The organism is Lishizhenia sp. (genome assembly GCF_057456495.1).
The window spans coordinates 1-18,258 of the sequence record NZ_JBVCPV010000043.1; the positions used below are offsets into that span (position 1 = coordinate 1).

The following is an 18,258-nucleotide window of genomic DNA, read 5'->3' on the forward strand; positions in this document are numbered from 1 at the left end:
AGAGATAGTAGGATACCTATACGAAAATGATCAAACGGAAGCTAAAGCTCTTTTCGCAAAAGTATGGGTAGAAGATAATGGGGCAAAGATAGGAGCTACAACGGATGAGGAAGGGAAATTTAGAATTTCAGCAATTCCTCCGGGACTTTATCTTTTACAAGCTCAGTATTATGGAGATACATTATCTGACACTATAAAATGTGAGGTTACAGCTAACGGTATCTTAAATATTGGTAGAGTTAATGTTGTTACAAATGTTACTGAATTAGGGGGGGTAACCATTAGAGGAGGTGAACCTTTGATAAAGTTTGGTAGTGCCGGGGAGACTACAATCAGTTCTCTAGATATCAAGAATAGTCCAGACAGACAGGACCCTGTGAGTTTAATTGTTGGTAAAAATTCTGATATCAAAAAGAATGAAAGCGGACAAATGATGATTAGAGGTGCTAGACCTGGAGATATGGCTTACTTTATCGACGGAGTTAAATTAAGAGATGCATTAAGAATACCAGGATCTGCAATTGGTGGAATAACGGTGTACTCTTCTGCAATACCTGCTAAATACGGGGATACAAATGGAGGTGTAATTGTAATGAATACAAAAAGTTATGCTGATTTGTATAGAAGATGGAAAATAATGACAACAACAGTAGAATAACCTACCCATTTGAGAAGGGATAGCAACAAAGCATCTGGGTAGAAAAAGGGCAGACTTTAACTAAAGTCTGCCCTTTGTATGTTTGTCAATTACTTTAAACAAAAACGAATTGATGGTCTTCTAAAAGTGCTTTGAGCTGAGGGTCTTCTGGCCCATAAAATTGTCTGCCAAAATTATCCCATTCTTCTTTCGTTTCCACTGAAAGGTTTTCTTGAATGTGTTCTATGATGTCGGCGCCAATTAAGTAAGGGGATTGATCTTCTAATAATTCATCTCCTAAAAATTGACCCACAATGTGGTATTCGTCATTTATTTTTGGAGTTTTATTCGTCAGTAAGCATTCCTTTTTCCAATTACTTTCCCAATCCTCTTCGGTTAATGCAGCTCTTCGTTTCATTAACTCTTCACCCATTAAGGAACGCTGTAAAAAAGCTCTAGATTCCGTACTCATTTTAGCAACTTGCTCTTGTGCACACATGATGCAAAGTGCCATTTCAAACAGGGTTAAATCTTCACCTTCTTCAGTGCGTTTATATGCCTTTTCAACAACGTAAGGCATTTTTCCATCATCCAGTCTACAATCGCAGACTTTGCAATGTGTAAAAGGTTTGTGATCAACGTCAGAGTAAAAGTCTTTTGGGATTTTAGCCATTTTCTTGCTCTATAAGTTTGAGGTAAGTTTTTAAGTTTTGTTCGTCAGCCTTTTTAAGGATAAGTAATTTCTCTTCTGTTTCAACAACGATGTAATCATCTAATCCTTGAATAATAGCTTTTTTCTTTGTAGGTAATTTCACCAAACAATCATGGGCATCTATCATTCGAATGCCAGGATTGTCTGTTGCGTTGCCGTGGTGGTCTTTTTCGAGATGACCATACAAGCTACCCCATGTTCCTAAGTCAGACCAATCAAAGTCTGCCAAAACAACACTAATGTTACGTGCATTTTCCATAACTGCAAAATCTATAGAGATGTTTTCAGCAGCATGAAAGGCTGCATCTACATAGGCTTGTTCTTTGTCTGTGAAATATACAGAGAAGTCTTTACAGAATAAGTCATGTAGTTCTGGCTTGAAGCGTTTTAAAGCATTTAAGATTACTTCAGCGGTCCACACAAATATTCCAGAGTTCCAACAGTAGTCACCACTTGTCAAGAAGATTTTAGCCAATTCCTTGTTGGGTTTTTCTGTAAATTGTTTTACTCTTTTTACATCACCTCCTACAACATCTCCGTCTTCAAAGAACTGTATGTAGCCATACCCCGTATCAGGTCGTGTTGGTTTAATACCAAGGGTTGTGATGCGCTTGTTTTCTTTCGCATTTTTCAAGGCAATATTGATTATACGCTCAAACTTATGTTGTTGCAATATCAAATGATCTGAAGGAGCTACAATTAGATTGGCCTCTTTGTTTAACGCGTAAATTTTAGCCGCGGCATAAGCGATACAAGGCGCAGTATTTTTGCGCTCTGGTTCTGTTAGTATTTGCTTGTCGGCTAATTCAGGCAAATGCTCCTTTACCATTCCGCAGTATTCTGCATTGGTAACGATGTAAATATTTTCGTTGGGTATGATGTTGAGCAGTCGTTCATAGGTCAAACGCAAGAGTGATTTTCCTATTCCCAAAACATCTAAAAATTGTTTAGGGCGGGCAGGGGTAGACATCGGCCAAAACCTCGATCCAACTCCTCCAGCCATAATGACTGCGTAATTATTTGTATCCATTTTTAATCTTCTATTCGTTCTACTTCGGCAAGGCAGTGTACCAAATATAACTTACCGGTGCCTATTTCTTCGCACATGTATCGCTTTCTACGCAATTTTCCACGTTTAAAGCTTTTGTTGTTGAGTATAAAACATTCGTTTTCTCTTAATTCTTCAACTGTAATAAGCGTGTGTTTTTCGCTATCATAACGTTTCAATACTCTACTTAGTGCAAGGTCTGTGCAAGAACTTGCTCTAGGCTTGTTTACACTGTTGCGTAAAGCCAATTTAATGTCTCTAGGAATTTCTTCAGCATCCAAGAGGGGGGAGAGGAGTTGGCTGAATTTATTTTGCCATTCCAAACCATGGGCTTTAACCTGCCAGCCATGCTCAATGTAGGTTTGCATGTGGGCAAATTCGTGCAAGGTCGTTATCAAGAATTGATAAGGGTTTAAATCGCCATTCACCGTAATTCTATGGTAATCACTTTTAATGGGTGGACGATAATCTCCCAGCTTTGTTTTTCGTGGTTTGCTTACTTTAAAAGCAACTTTAGAAGAAAAGAGTAAATCTGTCACATAACCTGTAAAGGCTGCTGGAATAAATTTTTCTAACTTTTGTTCTATTTGCTCTCTTTTTGTCATACAGAAATGGGCTGTAGACCTTACCTAAGGTAAAGTGTAAACAATTACATGTGGGTATAAAATCGCTCTAAAATAAGGATACTTTAGAATAAGCTATTAATTTAGCACGGAGTTATGAATAATATTCAGAACATAGGAAAATATTTCATGCTGTTAAAGCAGGTACTTACGCAGCCAGAGCGTTTCCGTGTGTATACAAAACGCGTGTCAAACGAATGGGAAACTATAGGGATTAACTCTATGGGAATTGTAGGTATCCTTTCTGTATTTATGGGGGCGGTTATCGCTTTGCAAACGGCATCTAATATGGATAGTCCTTTATTGCCTAAATATACCATAGGTTATATTACCAGATCTTCTACCATCTTAGAATTTTCACCTACCATTATCTCTTTAATTTTGGCAGGTAAGGTAGGGTCAAACATTGCCTCTGAAATTGGAACGATGCGCGTAACAGAGCAAATAGATGCTTTAGATATCATGGGGATTAATAGTGCGAGCTACTTAATTTTACCCAAATTAATCGCAGCGGTTACTATCCTTCCATTCTTGATAATTATTTCAATGGCGTTAAGTATCCTCGGAGGTTATTTTGCCGTGACTACATCTAATCTTTGTTCTCACGAAGAATTTGTTTACGGAGTACGCGCCTTTTTCGATACAGGTAATATAGTCTATGCCTTGGTGAAAACGATGGTGTTTGCTTTTATTATCGTTTCGGTTTCTGCTTTTTACGGGTATTACACGAGAGGTGGAGCGCTAGATGTTGGTAAATCATCTACGCAAGGAGTAGTGTGGAGTACCATCACTATTTTGATCGCCAACTTTATATTAACGCAATTAATCTTACTGTAATGATAGAAGTGAAGGGCGTAAATAAATCTTTTGGTGAAAAGCATGTTTTGCACGATATCAACGCAGAGTTTCATCCAGGAAAAGTGAATCTGATCATTGGTCAATCAGGACAGGGTAAATCTGTACTTACCAAGTGTATTGTTGGTTTAATGGAGATAGATTCTGGAAGTATTTACTTTGATGGACGTGATTTTAGTGCTATGGATAGGAGAGAGCGACGTGAAATTCGAAAAGAGATAGGTATGCTTTTCCAAGGTTCTGCTTTGTTCGATTCTATGACGGTAGAGCAAAATATCATGTTCCCTTTGGATATGTATACTTCCATGACCAAAGAGGAGAAGATAGAAAGAGCCAACTTCTGTTTAAAGCGTGTAAACCTAGAAAATACAAATCATCTTTATCCTGCCGAATGTTCTGGAGGTATGCAGAAGCGTATCGCCATTGCACGTGCTATTTCAATGAATCCGAAATACTTATTTTGCGATGAACCAAACTCTGGTTTAGATCCAAGAACGAGTATTTTGATTGATAATTTGATTCGAGAAATTACTTACGAGTACAACATCACAACCGTTGTAATTACACACGATATGAACTCGGTGATGGAGATTGGAGATAAAATCAGTTTCATCAATGAAGGTAAAATTTGGTGGGAAGGTGATAATAAGGAGATCTTAACCACGGATAATCAAGAAATCATCGATTTCGTGTACGCCTCTAAGTTCATGAAAAACCTCAAAGGAAAACTTGCTTAAACTAAGCGTAAAGAATTATCTCGTTTAGAATATTGATTTTTATTCTTTAGAAGGGCGTCATCCGGCTATCCGTTTTAGTCCACATCCCAAATGCTAAGTAGCACTAACCATCGCCAAAATTTCCTGCGGTCATATTTGCAATGTTAAGTCCTTCTAACCTTTTGTTTAGTGCAGCTGCCACTGCTATCCGGCGCAGGGTCAGTTCTGAGTGTGAGTAGGGAGTGAAGAGTTGTATTTTTATTAAAGGTTCCCGAGCGAAGTCGAGGGACCAATTTGTAGTTTAAAACCTAATCGTACAACTCGTAATCCAATAATTTCAAAATGGTAAACTCATGTGTAATCACATCTCTACGCATAATGTAGTCGATGCGGTAAGTAGCTCTATCATAAATTACTTCTGTTTTGTATAAATACTTTCCGTCTTTATACTCGTTACGCGTGTCTACGTTGCCGTGTTCGTCGTATCTGTAAGTAATGATAGTCATAGATCTTCTCGGGTCTTTAACCTCGATAGAAACGCTGTCTATACGCGCTTCGTAATTGTAGAAGTATTTGGTACGCTTTAAATGGGTCGACTTATCGTATTTTTCGTATTCCTCTACCTTAAACCCAATACTGTCTACTGTTTCTGTTCGGTACTTGTACGGCAAATTCATATTGTTGTACACAACTTGTCTTTCTTTACCACTTACTTTTTTGTAGGTATAGCGCTCTGTAGATACAAGGTATTTTTCACCGATTTCAAAATCTATCTTTCTACCGTTCTTGTTTTTTAGTCGGTAAAACTCCGTACTAGTAGGTCTTCCAATAGAATCATAAGTGTAGATATATGCTGAGAAGCCGTGTTTGTCGCTAAAACGTTCGCTGGTGAGTTGTCCTTCTGCATTGTATTCAAACATGGTAACCACTGTATCTAACTTGCCATTTTCCTTGATGGTTTCGTAAGATTTAATCATTCTACCTTCAGTATCGAATTCATACACGCGCTTTAAACCATTGGTGCGCATGTTTTGTCCTGTTCTTTTGGTCATAAACTCCCCAGAAATACGTTTTATCTTGTTTTTCTTTATGTACTCTGGATTGAAGGATGTGCGTTCACCTAAGGCATGTCCTTCTTCATTAGAAATGATTTGTCCCCAACTGAACGTACTGATAAGAAGCGCGATGAATAGAAGTGTTTTCATGATTTGAATTTTACAAAATATCCCGAACACCAAGGGTATTCGGGATAATAAATTTCCTATGTCTTACGTATATGACAAAGGAGAATAAAGCATTTTAAAGATTGTTTAAACCTTCTTTAACCAATGTAGAAATCATTTTCCCATCAGCTTTTCCGGCTAATTTCTTGCTTAATGTACCCATTACTTTACCCATGTCTTGTGGACCCTGAGCTCCTAAATCAGTAATGGCTTGTGCAACCTCAGCTTTAACTTCTTCTTCGCTCATCATTTTCGGCAAATAAGCCTCGATGATTTCTGCTTGGAATTTTTCATCAGCTGCTAAATCTTCTCTCCCTTGTTCTACGTACAATGCATATGATTCCATGCGTTGTTTGTGTAACTTCAAGATAATTTTGTTCTCTTGTGCTGCAGAAATTTCTTCTTGAGCACCGCTTGCTGTTGCTTCTAACAACAACTTAGCTTTAATATCTCTTAACGCAGAAAGCTTTTCTTTTTCTCTCGCCTTCATTGCGTTTTTGATATCTGTATTAATTTGTTCTGTTAAACTCATCTGTTAGTCTACGTTATCGTGTAAAAAAGAGTTGTTACCTCTTAGTGTAATATCATCATTATTTCCTTCTGAAACATTGAAACGAGAAACTGGGTTCTCAGTAGAGTGAGGTGCATCTTCTAAACGGATTTGTCTTCTCTTAAAGGCAGGTACATTTTCAATTTCTGTAATCCCATCTGCAGATTTGATCTTATCTGTATAACGTTGGATGCGTTCCATACGCTCTTGGTGTTTTCTTTGTTGCTCTTCCGGACTCATTGTAGGACGGGCAGTAAAGTGCTCTGGCTGCTCGTTTTGTACAGTGTTTTGTACAGGAGCTGCTGTTGCTTCAGGAGTAGCCTCTTCTTCTGCTTCGTCTAAGAAGTAACGCTTCACTTCTTTTTCCTCTTGAGGAGCTGGCGTTTCTTGCGCTTGAGGTGCTACTGGCGCCTCTTCTTCTTGTACTTCTGTACGAGACTCAAATTGAGTAGCTGGTTTTACTTCCCAGTTATAGCTTTGCTTTTCTTCTACTTTTGGTTGTTCTTCTTGTACAGGAGTTTCTTCTGTTTTTAAGTAAGGCTCTTCTACCTTTTCTTCTTCAACTTTAGCCTCTACTTGACGTGAAGTTGCTTGAGATAAGGGAGTTGTGATTTCCTTCTTTACTTCATCCTCTAATGAACGTCTTTTTTTTTCAGGAGCTTTTTCAAATCCAGTGATTGGAGAAGAGTGGAATCCAGTTGCGATTAAGGTTACCCCTAATCCATCTCCTAAAGTTTCGTCATAACCGTGTCCCCAAATAACGTCTGCAGTACTTCCTGCTTCGTCTTGGATGTAGTCAGTGATGTCAGAAATCTCATCCATCAATACTTCTTTATCACCGTAAGTGATGTTCAACAACACGTATTGAGCTCCAGCAATGTCATTATCATTCAATAACGGAGAAGTTAAGGCTTCTTGTACCGCTTGAATTGCTCTGTTTTCACCCTCAGATGTAGCAGAACCCATAATGGCAACACCGCTGTCTTTCATTACTGTATTTACATCGTTGAAATCGACGTTGATTGCACCAGTAACAGAAATTACTTCAGCAATTCCTTTCGCAGCTGTAGTTAATACGTTGTCAGCTTGAGCAAAGGCATTACCCAAAGTAAGGTTTCCAGAAATTTCACGTAATCTTTCGTTGTTAATCACTAAAAGTGTATCAACATTTTCACGCATGTTTTCCAAACCGTCCTCAGCTTGTTGTCTTCTTTTTCTTCCTTCAAAACTAAATGGAACAGTAACAATACCAACCGTTAAAATACCCAATTCTTTAGCGACTTGAGCAATTACAGGAGCAGCACCTGTACCAGTACCACCACCCATACCGGCAGTAACGAATACCATCTTCGTTTCCTTCGATAAGAATTCTCTAATTTCATCTATGTTCTCCACAGCTGCGTTCATTCCAATTTCTGGAATAGAACCTGCTCCACGACCTTCTGTTAAAGACGGTCCTAATTGAAGTTTGTATGGCACTGGAGAAATATCTAATGCTTGTCTATCTGTATTGCAAACGATGAAATCAACACCTTTGATTCCTTGGTTATACATGTGGTTTACGGCATTACTTCCTCCACCACCAACTCCTATCACCTTAATGATAGAAGATTGTCCTTTTGGTAAATCGAATTCCATACTATTTAGTTTTGTTTCTTGTTTGCACAAGAGTGTTGTTGTTTGTTCTTAATTTGTTGTCGGCTTTCTATTCATCTTCATCAAACCAGCTCTTGCTCTTATTGATGATGGTGTCAAAGAAAGATCCTTTTGTTTTCTTAGAATGAGTTTTGATGGCTGAAGCGCGTTTCGCTCTATTTTGACGTTCGCTGCTTTCAAAGCCTTTCAATACTAATCCTATACCTGTAGAATACATAGGTGAGGTAATGGTTTCAGCAATTGGAGATTGTCCTAAATGCTCGTTCGGGTATCCGATACGTGTATCCATTCCTGTAATGTATTCAAACAATTGTGTGATGTGCTTTAACTGTGCACCACCACCTGTTACTACGATACCACCGATTAACTTTTTCTCGTAACCAGAGTTTTTGATTTCGTAGTATACGTGCTCGATAATCTCTTCCATTCTGGCCTGAATAATACTTGCCAAATTCTTGATAGAAATTTCTTTCGGCTCTCTACCTCTCAGTCCAGGAATACAAACGATTTCATTTTCTTGAGATTCCGATGCCAGCGCACTACCAAACTTCACTTTTAAAAGTTCAGCTTGTCTTTTCAAAATGGTACATCCTTCTTTGATGTCTTCAGACAAAATGTTACCTCCAAATGGAATAACAGCAGTATGTCTGATGATTCCTTCGTGGAAGATAGCGATGTCAGTTGTACCACCTCCTATATCTACCAATACGATACCTGCTTCTCTTTCTTCGTCAGAAAGTACAGCTGCGGCACTCGCAAGGGGTTCTAATATTGTTTCTTGTACTTCTAATCCAGATTTTGTAACACATTTCTGGATGTTTTTTGCTGCTGCAATTCTTCCTGTAATAATGTGGAAGTTTGCTTCTAAACGAACACCTGACATTCCGATAGGGTCTTTAATCCCTTGCTCATTGTCTATGATGTACTCTTGCGGTAACACGTGGATGATTTCTTCTCCCGGTTCCATTACCAATTTGTACATGTCTTCGATCAATGCGTCGATGTCCAATTGTGAAATTTCATCATCAGTAGCGGTACGTGTGTGTATACCTCTGTGTTGAATGCTGTTGATGTGTTGTCCAGCAATCCCCACATTCACTACACCTATCGTCAACTCTCCTTCTACGCGATCTTGCGCTTCTTGAACAGCTGTTTTAATAGATTGAATAGTCTTCTCTATGTTGGTAACAACACCACGAGTAACACCTAAAGATTCAGTTTTACCCATCGATAAAATCTCTATCTTCCCGTGTTCATTTTTTTGGCCTACAAAGCATGCGATCTTCGTTGTTCCAATATCTAAACCAACTACAATTTCAGACATATTCTTTATTTTTTCTTTCCTACAATTTGTTCGTCAAATCTCAAGTCTATGCTTTCGTACTTCTCCCAACCTTCGTAAGGGATGATTTCTTCATAAAAAACCTTGAGCTTGTTAAACTTTTTCTCAACTTCTTCGTCACTTTGCGCTAAACCAAATACTATTTCTTGATTTCCTACGCGGGGTATGAGTTTGAAACCCTTGTTGTTATCGTAATGCAATTGGGTAAACAAAGCATTGAAAAAGGTACTATTACAAACATACTTTGAAATACGGTACAAATCATCGAGCTTGCTTATAGTTATTAAACTGTCGTTGTTAATTAAGCGTTTATAACTCGAATTCTCCATGGTAAAATCATCTAACCCTGTGGCAATCAGAACGTGAGCTGGGAAATCTGAGAGCTCCATCGCTTCACCTTTGTCATCTATGTAAAAGCCTGAATTTCCCTCGGGTAATACCCTAACAATGGGTCTTCTTATTTGTACATCGATTTCCCATTTCCCCCCTAAATTGGAGTATACATTTACGCTGTCAACTACGTTTAATTTTTGAATGTATTCTTCAATATTTTTAATTTTCAAGCTGTCTACAGTCGTGTTTTCCCTCCATAAACCAGCTCTTTTTAACTTCGTTAGAAGTTCTTCTTCTGTTAAAAATGACATTCCTGGATGTTCGTGAATGTGCATTTTCGGAGCTTGCGTTTTCTTTTTGCTTTCACTCAGTTGACTCGCAACTAATAGTACTAAAACAGCCAAGGCAAACACGCTCCATAATGTTGTTTTTAACCACGGTTTCATGTTAGTTTGGCTTTTAAAGGTTGTATCAATCTGTCTATATCTCCAGCTCCTATTGTTAGGTAAACTGCGTTGTCTTCTATTTCAATAGCTTCAATAAGCTGCTCTTTTTCTATAAGGCGTTTGGAAGCATTTGTAGTTTTAGAGAGTAGTACATCACTTGTAATTCCTGGAATGGGTTCCTCGCGAGCGGGGTAAATTGGCAAAAGAATCAATTCATCTAAACGGCTTAATTCTGCTGCAAATTCATCCATGAAATCTTGTGTGCGCGAAAACAAGTGTGGTTGGAAAATACCAATGATCTTTTTTCTGGGGTAAAGGAGCTCTATGGATTTCAATAGAGCCTTTACCTCCGTTGGATGATGCGCGTAATCATCGATATATATCCTATTATCGGTTTTTATATGATATTCAAACCTACGTTTAACTCCTTTAAAACTGGCTAAACCTTTTCTAATTTCTTCTTCACTTAGACCTATGAATTGGCATAAAGCTATTATCGCCGTTGCATTTTCTGCATTGTGTATACCGGGTATTCCAAGCTCTATATTCTCCCATGTTTTATTTTGAAAGTGATAGTCGAATAGAAATTTACCCCCCACATAGCGCAATTTGTCACTGTAACATTTTGCTTTTTGGTTTACTGCATAGGTCAAAGATTTACCTGGGGCAGTTACTTCAGTATCTACCTGTTGAATGAGTAGACCATCAGGAGATGTTAAATCGCAATAGTCTTGAAAGTTTTCTTTTAATGTTTCTGCGTCACCATAGATGTCTAAATGATCGGCATCTGTAGAAGTGATGATAGAAGCGAAAGGTTTCAACTGTAGAAATGAACGATCAAATTCATCGGCTTCAACAACGGTATATTCACTGGTAGGGTGAAGAATTAAGTTGCTATTGTAATTACTACTGATACCTCCTAAAAAAGCATTGCATCCTACGTGAGATTGTTGTAATACATGTGCCAAAAGGGAAGAGGTCGTGGTTTTGCCATGTGTACCTGCTACGCCTAAACCTTTGCTACTTTGGGTAAGTAAACCGAGTGCCTTAGATCTTTTAATCATGGTGTATCCAGCTTCTTCTAAAGCGATTAATTCACCTAAGTTCTTATTTACGGCGGGTGTGAAAATGACCAAAGTTGTTGCTTTATCCAACTCTTTTAATAGTTCCTTGCCCTTGTCTTGGTAGTGAATCTTTATTCCCTCTTGAGTTAACGTTTGGGTAAGTTCACTTTCTGTTTTGTCGTATCCACTTACTGCGAATTTGTTGACGTGAAAATAGCGGGCAAGGGCCGACATACCAATGCCGCCTATGCCTAAAAAGTAGATATGTTTAAAATCTTCTATTCTCATGCTTTCAAATCCATCAATACTTGAACAATATCTTGCGTTGCATTAGGTTTTGCTAATGCCTTTAAATTTCCTCTTAATTTATTTTGAAATGCGGGGTTGTTGAGCAATTGTAAACTCAAGGGTATCAATTCTTCTACCGCCGTATTATCTTTTACTAAAAGTGCAGCTCCTTCATTTACCAAAGAATTAGCATTGTGTGTTTGGTGATCTTCTGCTACGTTTGGGGAAGGAACCAAGATGCTCGGTTTTCCAACCAAAGCTATTTCTGAAACAGATAAAGCACCTGCTCTGGAAATGATAACGTCCGCTGCTGCATAGGCCAATTGCATTTCCGGTATGAAATCGGTTAATACAATGTTGTTGTATTTATTGGTGTCAACTTCTTTGGAAAGTCGCTCTTTGTAAAACTTACCGCATTGCCAGATAACTTGAACATCGGCCGCGAGTAAAGTATCTAAATGCTGTTGTACACTGTTGTTTAAGGTGAGTGCTCCCAAACTTCCTCCTAAAACAAGAATAGTTTGCTTGTCTGTAGATAGGTGAAAGCTCTTTAATGCTTGTTCACGTTTCCCTTCTATTTCGGCAACTTCAGTTCTTACAGGGTTACCGGTAAAAACTATTTTTTCAGCTGGGAAGAAACGGTCTAGTCCCTTGTGAGCAACGCATATTTTGTTAACCTTTTTAGAGAGGTATATATTCGTTTTTCCGGGAAAAGAATTTTGCTCTTGTACAACGCTAGGTATGCCTAAGCGGGTTGCTGCGATTAGTGTAGGGGCAGAGGCATAACCTCCAACTCCTACCACAACGTCTGGCTTAAAATCTTTGATGATTTTTTTTGCCATGAAGTAAGATTTTAAAATCTTAAAAGGTAAAGCTAGATTGCTTAAAGTGAGCTTGCGTTGAAGTCCACGAATCGGTAACCCAATGATCTTGTATCCAGCCGCAGGAACTTTTTCCATTTCCATTTTACCCTCAGCTCCTACGAATAAGATTTCTATGTTCGGGTTTTGTGCTTTTAAACCATTGGCAATAGCTACGGCTGGGAAAATATGACCTCCCGTTCCACCACCTGATATGATTGCTTTCTGTATCATTCTGCTATGCTATTTTTTTGGGTAGTTGTGGCTACTTCTTTTCCTTTATTTTGTTTGTTAGCAATAGATTGAACTATTCCTACCGCGGCACACGCTGTTACCATGGCAGATCCTCCCATGGCTAAGAAAGGGATGTTCTGTCCGGTAACAGGTATTATTCGCGTGCATACGAGCATATTTATAGAGGCTTGAAGCATTAACAAGGACCCGATTCCTATACACACATAAGTGTGGAAGAGTTTATCGGCCTTCAAACCTATTCTGAATATGCGGTACATTAAACTCATGTAGAGTAAAATCAAAATGATAGCTCCGAAGATTCCGAATTCTTCTACAAAGGAAGAGAAGAAAAAATCGGCATATGCTTCGGGTAAGTATTCTTTGAGTCGTCCTTTACCAACACCTTCTCCAAACAAGCCTCCAACGTGTATGGCAAGTTCGGCATTGATGGCTTGTGCATTTTCAATGATACTCGTTTCTTCTCCAAAGGCTTTAGTATAGCGCGAAACCCAAGTGTCCAAACGAGGAATCAACTGTATTTCGGGTTGTAACGCAAAGTGTAAGAGTACGGCGATGGAAACCAATCCTAAACCACCGGCGACTAATACACCAATTCTTTTCATGGGGTACTTACCTACAAATAACAATAGGAAGGCAATGGTACCCAGTAATACAGCTGTAGAGAAGTTGTCTTTAAAGATTAATCCACAGGTTATAACGATAGCGGAGGCGATGGGTACGAAGCCCGTTTTCCAATCTAAAAAGTTGTCTTTCTTAACAGCGAGCTGTTTGGAGAGATAAAGTATTAAAGCCAATTTGGCAAAGTCAGAAGTCTGGAAGGTTAATCCTACGATTGGGATTTTTATCCATCTACTAGCATCGTTAATTCTTACTCCGAAAAAGAAGGTGAAGATGAGCAAGAAGATGGCCATGATGAGTCCAAACTTCGATAATTTAGAAAAATATTTAGGGTCTAAGCGATGCAGGTAATACATCACGGCAATACCTATTGCTATGTATATAACGTGCTTAAAGAGGTATTTGAAGGGTGATCCTCCTTCCGTTTTTACCAAAATAGGTACGAAAGAGAATACACACACCAAAGAGATGAGCATAAGTAAAAAGACGATAATCCATATCCCCTTGTCACCTCCTAAATATTTTAATAATGACTTCAATTATTTGTTGTCTTTTAAGTAATTCAAAAAGGTAGTTTCCATTTCTTTTGCCTTGGTTCCTAGTCCTGGAGCAAAAAACACAGTGTTCCCTTCATGGGCTACTTTAGTTAACATTTCGCAAGCTTCTAATATGTCGTTTTTACGTGTAAAGAAGGTTACTTGTGCTTCTAAATCATAGCGGAACTTTTTATTCGCTTGTCCAAAAGAAATAATGGCTTCTACCTCTTGGTTTAACCAGGGTCTTTCTTCTCTAAAATCGTGTTCTAAATCACTACTCATGATCCAGATAACAGGATTGTCTAATTGTTTCAAGGCGTCAAAACATTCATTTAGGTTGGCACCTGACCAAGAGAATATTTTCATACCTCTAAAATCTTCGTGTTGTGTTAAATGCTTGTTAGCTTCCTTTAATGCGTTCTGACGTGCAGAAAGTAAACTATCCTGCAAGGTCTTTTTATCTAGTTTTTGCATGACGTTACGTTTTAATGGGTTTTATAATGCTCTCACGGCATCTTTAAATTGGTTACCTCTATCTTCGTAGCTTTCGAATAAATCGAAACTAGCACAAGCTGGAGATAACAATACTGTTTCATCTTTTTTAGCCAATTGGTATCCAAAACCAACTGCTTCCATAGCAGATTTTGCTTCTACTATAGTTTCTATTTTACCTTGGAATGCCTCAATGATTTTAGAGTTATCAACTCCTAAGCAAATGATGGCTTTTACCTTATCTTGAACAAGTTCTGCCAATTCTTCGTAGTTGTTTCCTTTGTCTACACCACCAACGATCCATACAGTTGGTTTTTCCATGCTTTCTAAGGCGTACCAAGTTGAGTTTACGTTGGTTGCTTTTGAGTCATTAATGAATTCAATACCGTGAACTTTGGCTACGAATTCCAAACGGTGTTCAACGTTTTTAAAATCAGATAAACTCTCTCTGATTGTTTCTTTTCTAATGTCGAGGATTCTTCCTGCGATCCCAGAGGCCAAGCTGTTTTGAGTGTTGTGCTTGCCTTTCAATGCTAAATCGTGAATAGACATAATGAATTGGTTTTTTATTGTTATTGTTATTTGTTGTTCGTTTGCGTATGCTCCTTGTTTTTGTTCTTCTTTCAAAGAGAAAGGAGCTAATTGAGCCTTGGTGTTTGTTAGTGCCAAATGCTCAGTGATGATTGGGTCGTCAGCATTATAAATGAACCAATCGTTTGCTGTCATGTTTTGAAGAATTCTAAACTTTGAAGCCGTGTAATTTTCCATTTTGTAATCGTAGCGGTCTAAATGATCCGGTGTGATGTTTAAAAGGATGGCGATGTCTGCTTTAAATTCATACATGTCATCCAATTGGAAGCTACTTAACTCCAATACGTAGTATTCAAATTCGTCTGCTATGACTTGTTTGGCCAAGCTTTGACCGATGTTTCCAGCTAGTCCTACATTTAACCCAGCTTTTCGCAAGAGGTGATGTGTTAAAAGGGTAGTGGTAGTTTTTCCATTGCTACCTGTAATACATATCATCTTTGCTTGCGTGTAGTAACCTGCAAATTCAATTTCGGAGATGATTTTGATTCCTTTATCAACTGCCTTCTTGATGATAGGAGCTTTGTGTGGGATGCCTGGAGATTTTACAATTACATCACTCTTTAAGATGATATCTTCTGAGTGTTGTTCTTGCTCAAATTGTATGTTGTTGTTTGTTAATTCTTGTTGGAATTTATCCTTGATTTTTCCGAAATCTGAAACAAAAACATTCCACCCCTTAGCTTGTGCTAAAAGTGCAGCGCCAACACCGCTTTCGCCTGCGCCTAAAATGCTGATATGTTTATTTGTTCCGTTCACGAGTTATCTTAATTTCAAGGTTACGATTGTGATTACTGCTAAGAGTATTCCTACAATCCAGAAGCGCGAAACAATTTTTGCTTCGTGAATTCCTTTCTTCTGGTAATGGTGGTGAAGGGGGGCCATACGTAAAATGCGTCGGCCTTCTCCAAATTTTTTCTTGGTGAATTTGAAGTAACTGACTTGTAATATCACAGAGGCGTTTTCAATGATGAAGATTCCACAGAGTACAGGAATCAATAATTCTTTACGGATAGAAATAGCGAATACAGCAATGATTCCTCCTAATGCTAAACTTCCGGTATCTCCCATGAATACTTGTGCTGGGTAAGAGTTGAACCATAAGAAACCGATACAAGCTCCAACGAAGGCAGAAATAAAGATTACCATTTCTTCTGCAAATGGAATGTACATCACGTCCAGGTAGTCGGCGAATTTTAAGTTGGAACTTACGTAGGCTAATACAGCTAAAGCCAAACCTATGATGGCAGAACTTCCTGTGGCTAAGCCGTCCAGTCCGTCCGTCATGTTGGCTCCGTTAGAGATTGCTACTACGATGAAGATTACAATCAAAGTGAAGATGGCAAAGCCTATCCAAACATTGTTGCCGCTTAATAGTGAGTAGTTCACTTCATTGTTTTTTACAAAAGGTATAGTAGTGGTCTTGTCTGTTGTCATGATCCACTTGCTGTCTGTTCCTTTGTTAAATTCTGCGTGTTTATCTGTAACGTCAACTTCGTTTTGAGCAAGGACGTATTGACTGTCAACTTTTTCGTGAGCTTTAACATCAGGGTGGAAGTAGAGGATAGATCCTACAATTACACCTACACCAATTTGTCCGATTACTTTAAACTTTCCTGCTAGTCCTTCTTTGTTCTTTTTAAATACTTTGATGTAGTCATCTAAGAATCCAATCAATCCTAACCAAACCGTTGCAATTAACATGGTAATTACATAGATGTTGTGAAGTTTAGCAAAGAGTAAAGTAGGGATGAGAATGGCGCTCAAAATAATTAATCCACCCATGGTAGGGGTACCTTCTTTCTCCTTTTGTCCTTCTAAACCTAAGTCTCTTACAGATTCTCCGATTTGTTGCTTTCTTAAGGCATTAATGATGCGCTTTCCGAAGATCATAGAAATGATCAAACTCGTGATTAATGCAGCGGCAGCTCTAAAGGAGATGTAGTCAAATACACCTGCTCCAGGGATGTCGAGTTCGTTGAGATATTGAAATAAATAGTACAACATTATTTGTCAAGTTTTTTAAATAGTTCTTTCGTTATTGCCATGTCGTCAAAATCGTGTTTAACGCCATTGATTTCTTGGTAGGTTTCATGACCTTTTCCAGCGATCAAAATAATGTCGTTGGGTTGTGCCATGCTGATAGCTGTTTTAATCGCTTCCTTACGGTTGGTGATCGAGAGGGTCTTTTTGAAATGTTGCCCTTCTACACCTGCCATCATTTCTTCAATAATGGTTTCAGGATTTTCAGTTCTTGGGTTGTCAGATGTAATCACTACTTTATCGCTCTTCTCACAAGCGATTCCAGCCATTAAGGGACGCTTTGTTTTGTCTCTATCACCACCACATCCTACAATTGTGAAAACGGTTTCGTTTTTCGTTCTGATGTTGTTGATCGTTCCTAAAACATTTGCCAAGGCATCTGGAGTGTGCGCGTAGTCTACAATAGCTATAATTCCACTTTCACTCTTCGTGTATTGGAATCTACCCTCTACACTTTCTAGGGTGCTGAGCTGTGTTAACACTTCCAACTCGTCTTCTTCTAAAGTGATGGCAATGGCGTACACTAAAAGCAAGTTGTAAGCGTTGAAATCCCCAATCAATCTCGACCACAATTCGGTTCCGTTCATGTTTAAGACCAATCCTGTAAATTGGTTTTCTAACACTTTCGCTTTAAAATCAGATACAGACTTTAAGCTGTAGCTCAATTTCTTAGCTTTTGTGTTTTGTAACATTACCGCTCCGTTTTTATCGTCGAGGTTAGTGATGGCATAAGCTTCGTTACCGAGATGGTCAAAAAAGCTCTTTTTAACGTTCAGGTATTCTTTGAAAGTTTTGTGATAATCCAAGTGATCATGCGTGATGTTGGTAAATCCTCCCACTTTAAAGTCTAACCCTGTAGTTCTGTGTTGGTGGATAGCATGTGAACTCACCTCCATAAAACAGTGCGTACATCCTTCTTCTACCATTTGCGCGAGTAGGGCGTTCAAACCTACTGCGTCAGGGGTAGTGTGTGTAGAAGGAATGTCTTTATCTCCAATCTTATTTACAACAGTAGAAAGGAGTCCTACTTTATACCCAAGCTGCGTAAATAACTTGTGTAGTAGGGTAGTGCACGTTGTTTTACCGTTGGTTCCTGTAATGCCAACTAGCGTTAGTTTTTTACTTGGCTCATCGTAGAAGTTGTTGGCCATTAGGGCCAATGCTTGGTGTGAGTCTTTAACTTGTATGTAGTTAACTCCTGGAGTAAGAGTTGTAGGTATGTTTTCACAAACGATAGATGTACAACCGAGTTCTATGGCTTTAGTGATGTAATCATGACCGTCAACCGTGAACCCTTTAATAGCAACAAAAACAGTGTTGGCTACTGCTTTTCGAGAGTCGAAAACAATAGATTCAATCGCCACATCTGTGCT

The 18,258-nt window shown here is 38.6% G+C and carries 18 protein-coding genes; 3 read left to right on the forward strand and 15 right to left on the reverse strand.

Annotation, left to right across the window (positions count from 1 at the left end; all coding sequences use genetic code 11):
* Positions 1 to 658, forward strand: a 658-nt coding sequence (locus AC22ZQ_RS04810) for a peptidase associated/transthyretin-like domain-containing protein (protein ID WP_318957602.1), incomplete at its 5' end; no start/stop codon positions are given.
* Positions 659 to 752: 94 nt separating this feature from the next.
* Here the strand turns inward: AC22ZQ_RS04810 and AC22ZQ_RS04815 are convergent.
* From AC22ZQ_RS04815 to AC22ZQ_RS04825, 3 genes are read right to left on the reverse strand one after another with little or no spacing between them, the layout of a single operon-like run.
* Complete coding sequence (locus tag AC22ZQ_RS04815) at positions 753 to 1,310, reverse strand: hypothetical protein (RefSeq protein ID WP_318957604.1); 558 nt, start codon at positions 1,308 to 1,310, stop codon at positions 753 to 755.
* Positions 1,303 to 2,379 (reverse strand): mannose-1-phosphate guanylyltransferase, encoded by a 1,077-nt coding sequence (locus tag AC22ZQ_RS04820; protein WP_318957605.1) that lies wholly within the window; start codon positions 2,377 to 2,379, stop codon positions 1,303 to 1,305. Before AC22ZQ_RS04820 ends, AC22ZQ_RS04815 begins: the two co-directional genes overlap by 8 nt.
* A 2-nt stretch (positions 2,380 to 2,381) precedes the next feature.
* The gene (locus tag AC22ZQ_RS04825; protein WP_318957606.1) at positions 2,382 to 3,002 is read right to left on the reverse strand and encodes a sprT domain-containing protein; all 621 of its coding nucleotides are present in this window, start codon (positions 3,000 to 3,002) and stop codon (positions 2,382 to 2,384) included.
* A 114-nt stretch (positions 3,003 to 3,116) separates the two neighbouring features.
* On the opposite strand from AC22ZQ_RS04825, the gene AC22ZQ_RS04830 reads away from it, so the two are divergent.
* A complete protein-coding gene (locus tag AC22ZQ_RS04830) occupies positions 3,117 to 3,857 on the forward strand; it encodes an MlaE family ABC transporter permease (protein WP_318957607.1) in 741 nt (246 codons plus the stop codon).
* Positions 3,857 to 4,612, forward strand: a complete 756-nt coding sequence (locus AC22ZQ_RS04835; RefSeq protein WP_318957608.1) for an ABC transporter ATP-binding protein — start codon at positions 3,857 to 3,859, stop codon at positions 4,610 to 4,612. The genes AC22ZQ_RS04830 and AC22ZQ_RS04835 overlap by 1 nt, the downstream gene beginning before the upstream one ends.
* A 287-nt stretch (positions 4,613 to 4,899) precedes the next feature.
* Here the strand turns inward: AC22ZQ_RS04835 and AC22ZQ_RS04840 are convergent, their stop codons facing one another.
* From AC22ZQ_RS04840 to AC22ZQ_RS04895, 12 genes are all read right to left on the reverse strand, one after another.
* Positions 4,900 to 5,796, reverse strand: a complete 897-nt coding sequence (locus AC22ZQ_RS04840; RefSeq protein ID WP_318957609.1) for a hypothetical protein — start codon at positions 5,794 to 5,796, stop codon at positions 4,900 to 4,902.
* A 94-nt stretch (positions 5,797 to 5,890) separates the two neighbouring features.
* Positions 5,891 to 6,346 (reverse strand): GatB/YqeY domain-containing protein, encoded by a 456-nt coding sequence (locus AC22ZQ_RS04845; RefSeq protein ID WP_318957611.1) that lies wholly within the window; start codon positions 6,344 to 6,346, stop codon positions 5,891 to 5,893.
* Positions 6,347 to 6,349: 3 nt separating this feature from the next.
* Complete coding sequence (ftsZ, locus tag AC22ZQ_RS04850; protein ID WP_318957612.1) at positions 6,350 to 8,002, reverse strand: cell division protein FtsZ; 1,653 nt, start codon at positions 8,000 to 8,002, stop codon at positions 6,350 to 6,352.
* 67 nt (positions 8,003 to 8,069) lie between these two features.
* The gene (gene ftsA, locus AC22ZQ_RS04855) at positions 8,070 to 9,344 is read right to left on the reverse strand and encodes a cell division protein FtsA (RefSeq protein WP_318957613.1); all 1,275 of its coding nucleotides are present in this window, start codon (positions 9,342 to 9,344) and stop codon (positions 8,070 to 8,072) included.
* Between the two features lie 5 nt (positions 9,345 to 9,349).
* Entirely contained in the window at positions 9,350 to 10,141 is a 792-nt protein-coding gene (locus tag AC22ZQ_RS04860) for a cell division protein FtsQ/DivIB (protein ID WP_318957614.1), read from the reverse strand.
* Positions 10,138 to 11,493, reverse strand: coding sequence for a UDP-N-acetylmuramate--L-alanine ligase (murC, locus tag AC22ZQ_RS04865; protein ID WP_318957615.1), 1,356 nt, complete (start codon positions 11,491 to 11,493; stop codon positions 10,138 to 10,140). Before murC ends, AC22ZQ_RS04860 begins: the two co-directional genes overlap by 4 nt.
* Complete coding sequence (gene murG / locus AC22ZQ_RS04870; protein WP_318957616.1) at positions 11,490 to 12,587, reverse strand: undecaprenyldiphospho-muramoylpentapeptide beta-N-acetylglucosaminyltransferase; 1,098 nt, start codon at positions 12,585 to 12,587, stop codon at positions 11,490 to 11,492. Before murG ends, murC begins: the two co-directional genes overlap by 4 nt.
* Positions 12,584 to 13,765 carry an FtsW/RodA/SpoVE family cell cycle protein gene (locus tag AC22ZQ_RS04875; protein WP_318957617.1) on the reverse strand — a complete coding sequence of 394 codons (1,182 nt, stop codon included), beginning with the start codon at positions 13,763 to 13,765 and terminating at the stop codon, positions 12,584 to 12,586. Before AC22ZQ_RS04875 ends, murG begins: the two co-directional genes overlap by 4 nt.
* Entirely contained in the window at positions 13,766 to 14,236 is a 471-nt protein-coding gene (locus AC22ZQ_RS04880; RefSeq protein ID WP_318957618.1) for a hypothetical protein, read from the reverse strand.
* Between the two features lie 21 nt (positions 14,237 to 14,257).
* Positions 14,258 to 15,601: a UDP-N-acetylmuramoyl-L-alanine--D-glutamate ligase gene (gene murD, locus AC22ZQ_RS04885; protein WP_318957619.1), complete on the reverse strand. Its 1,344-nt coding sequence runs from the start codon at positions 15,599 to 15,601 to the stop codon at positions 14,258 to 14,260.
* Between the two features lie 3 nt (positions 15,602 to 15,604).
* Complete coding sequence (gene mraY / locus AC22ZQ_RS04890; RefSeq protein WP_318957620.1) at positions 15,605 to 16,849, reverse strand: phospho-N-acetylmuramoyl-pentapeptide-transferase; 1,245 nt, start codon at positions 16,847 to 16,849, stop codon at positions 15,605 to 15,607.
* On the reverse strand, positions 16,849 to 18,258 hold a 1,410-nt coding region (locus tag AC22ZQ_RS04895), incomplete at its 5' end, for a UDP-N-acetylmuramoyl-L-alanyl-D-glutamate--2,6-diaminopimelate ligase (RefSeq protein ID WP_318957621.1). The genes AC22ZQ_RS04895 and mraY, both read right to left, overlap by 1 nt.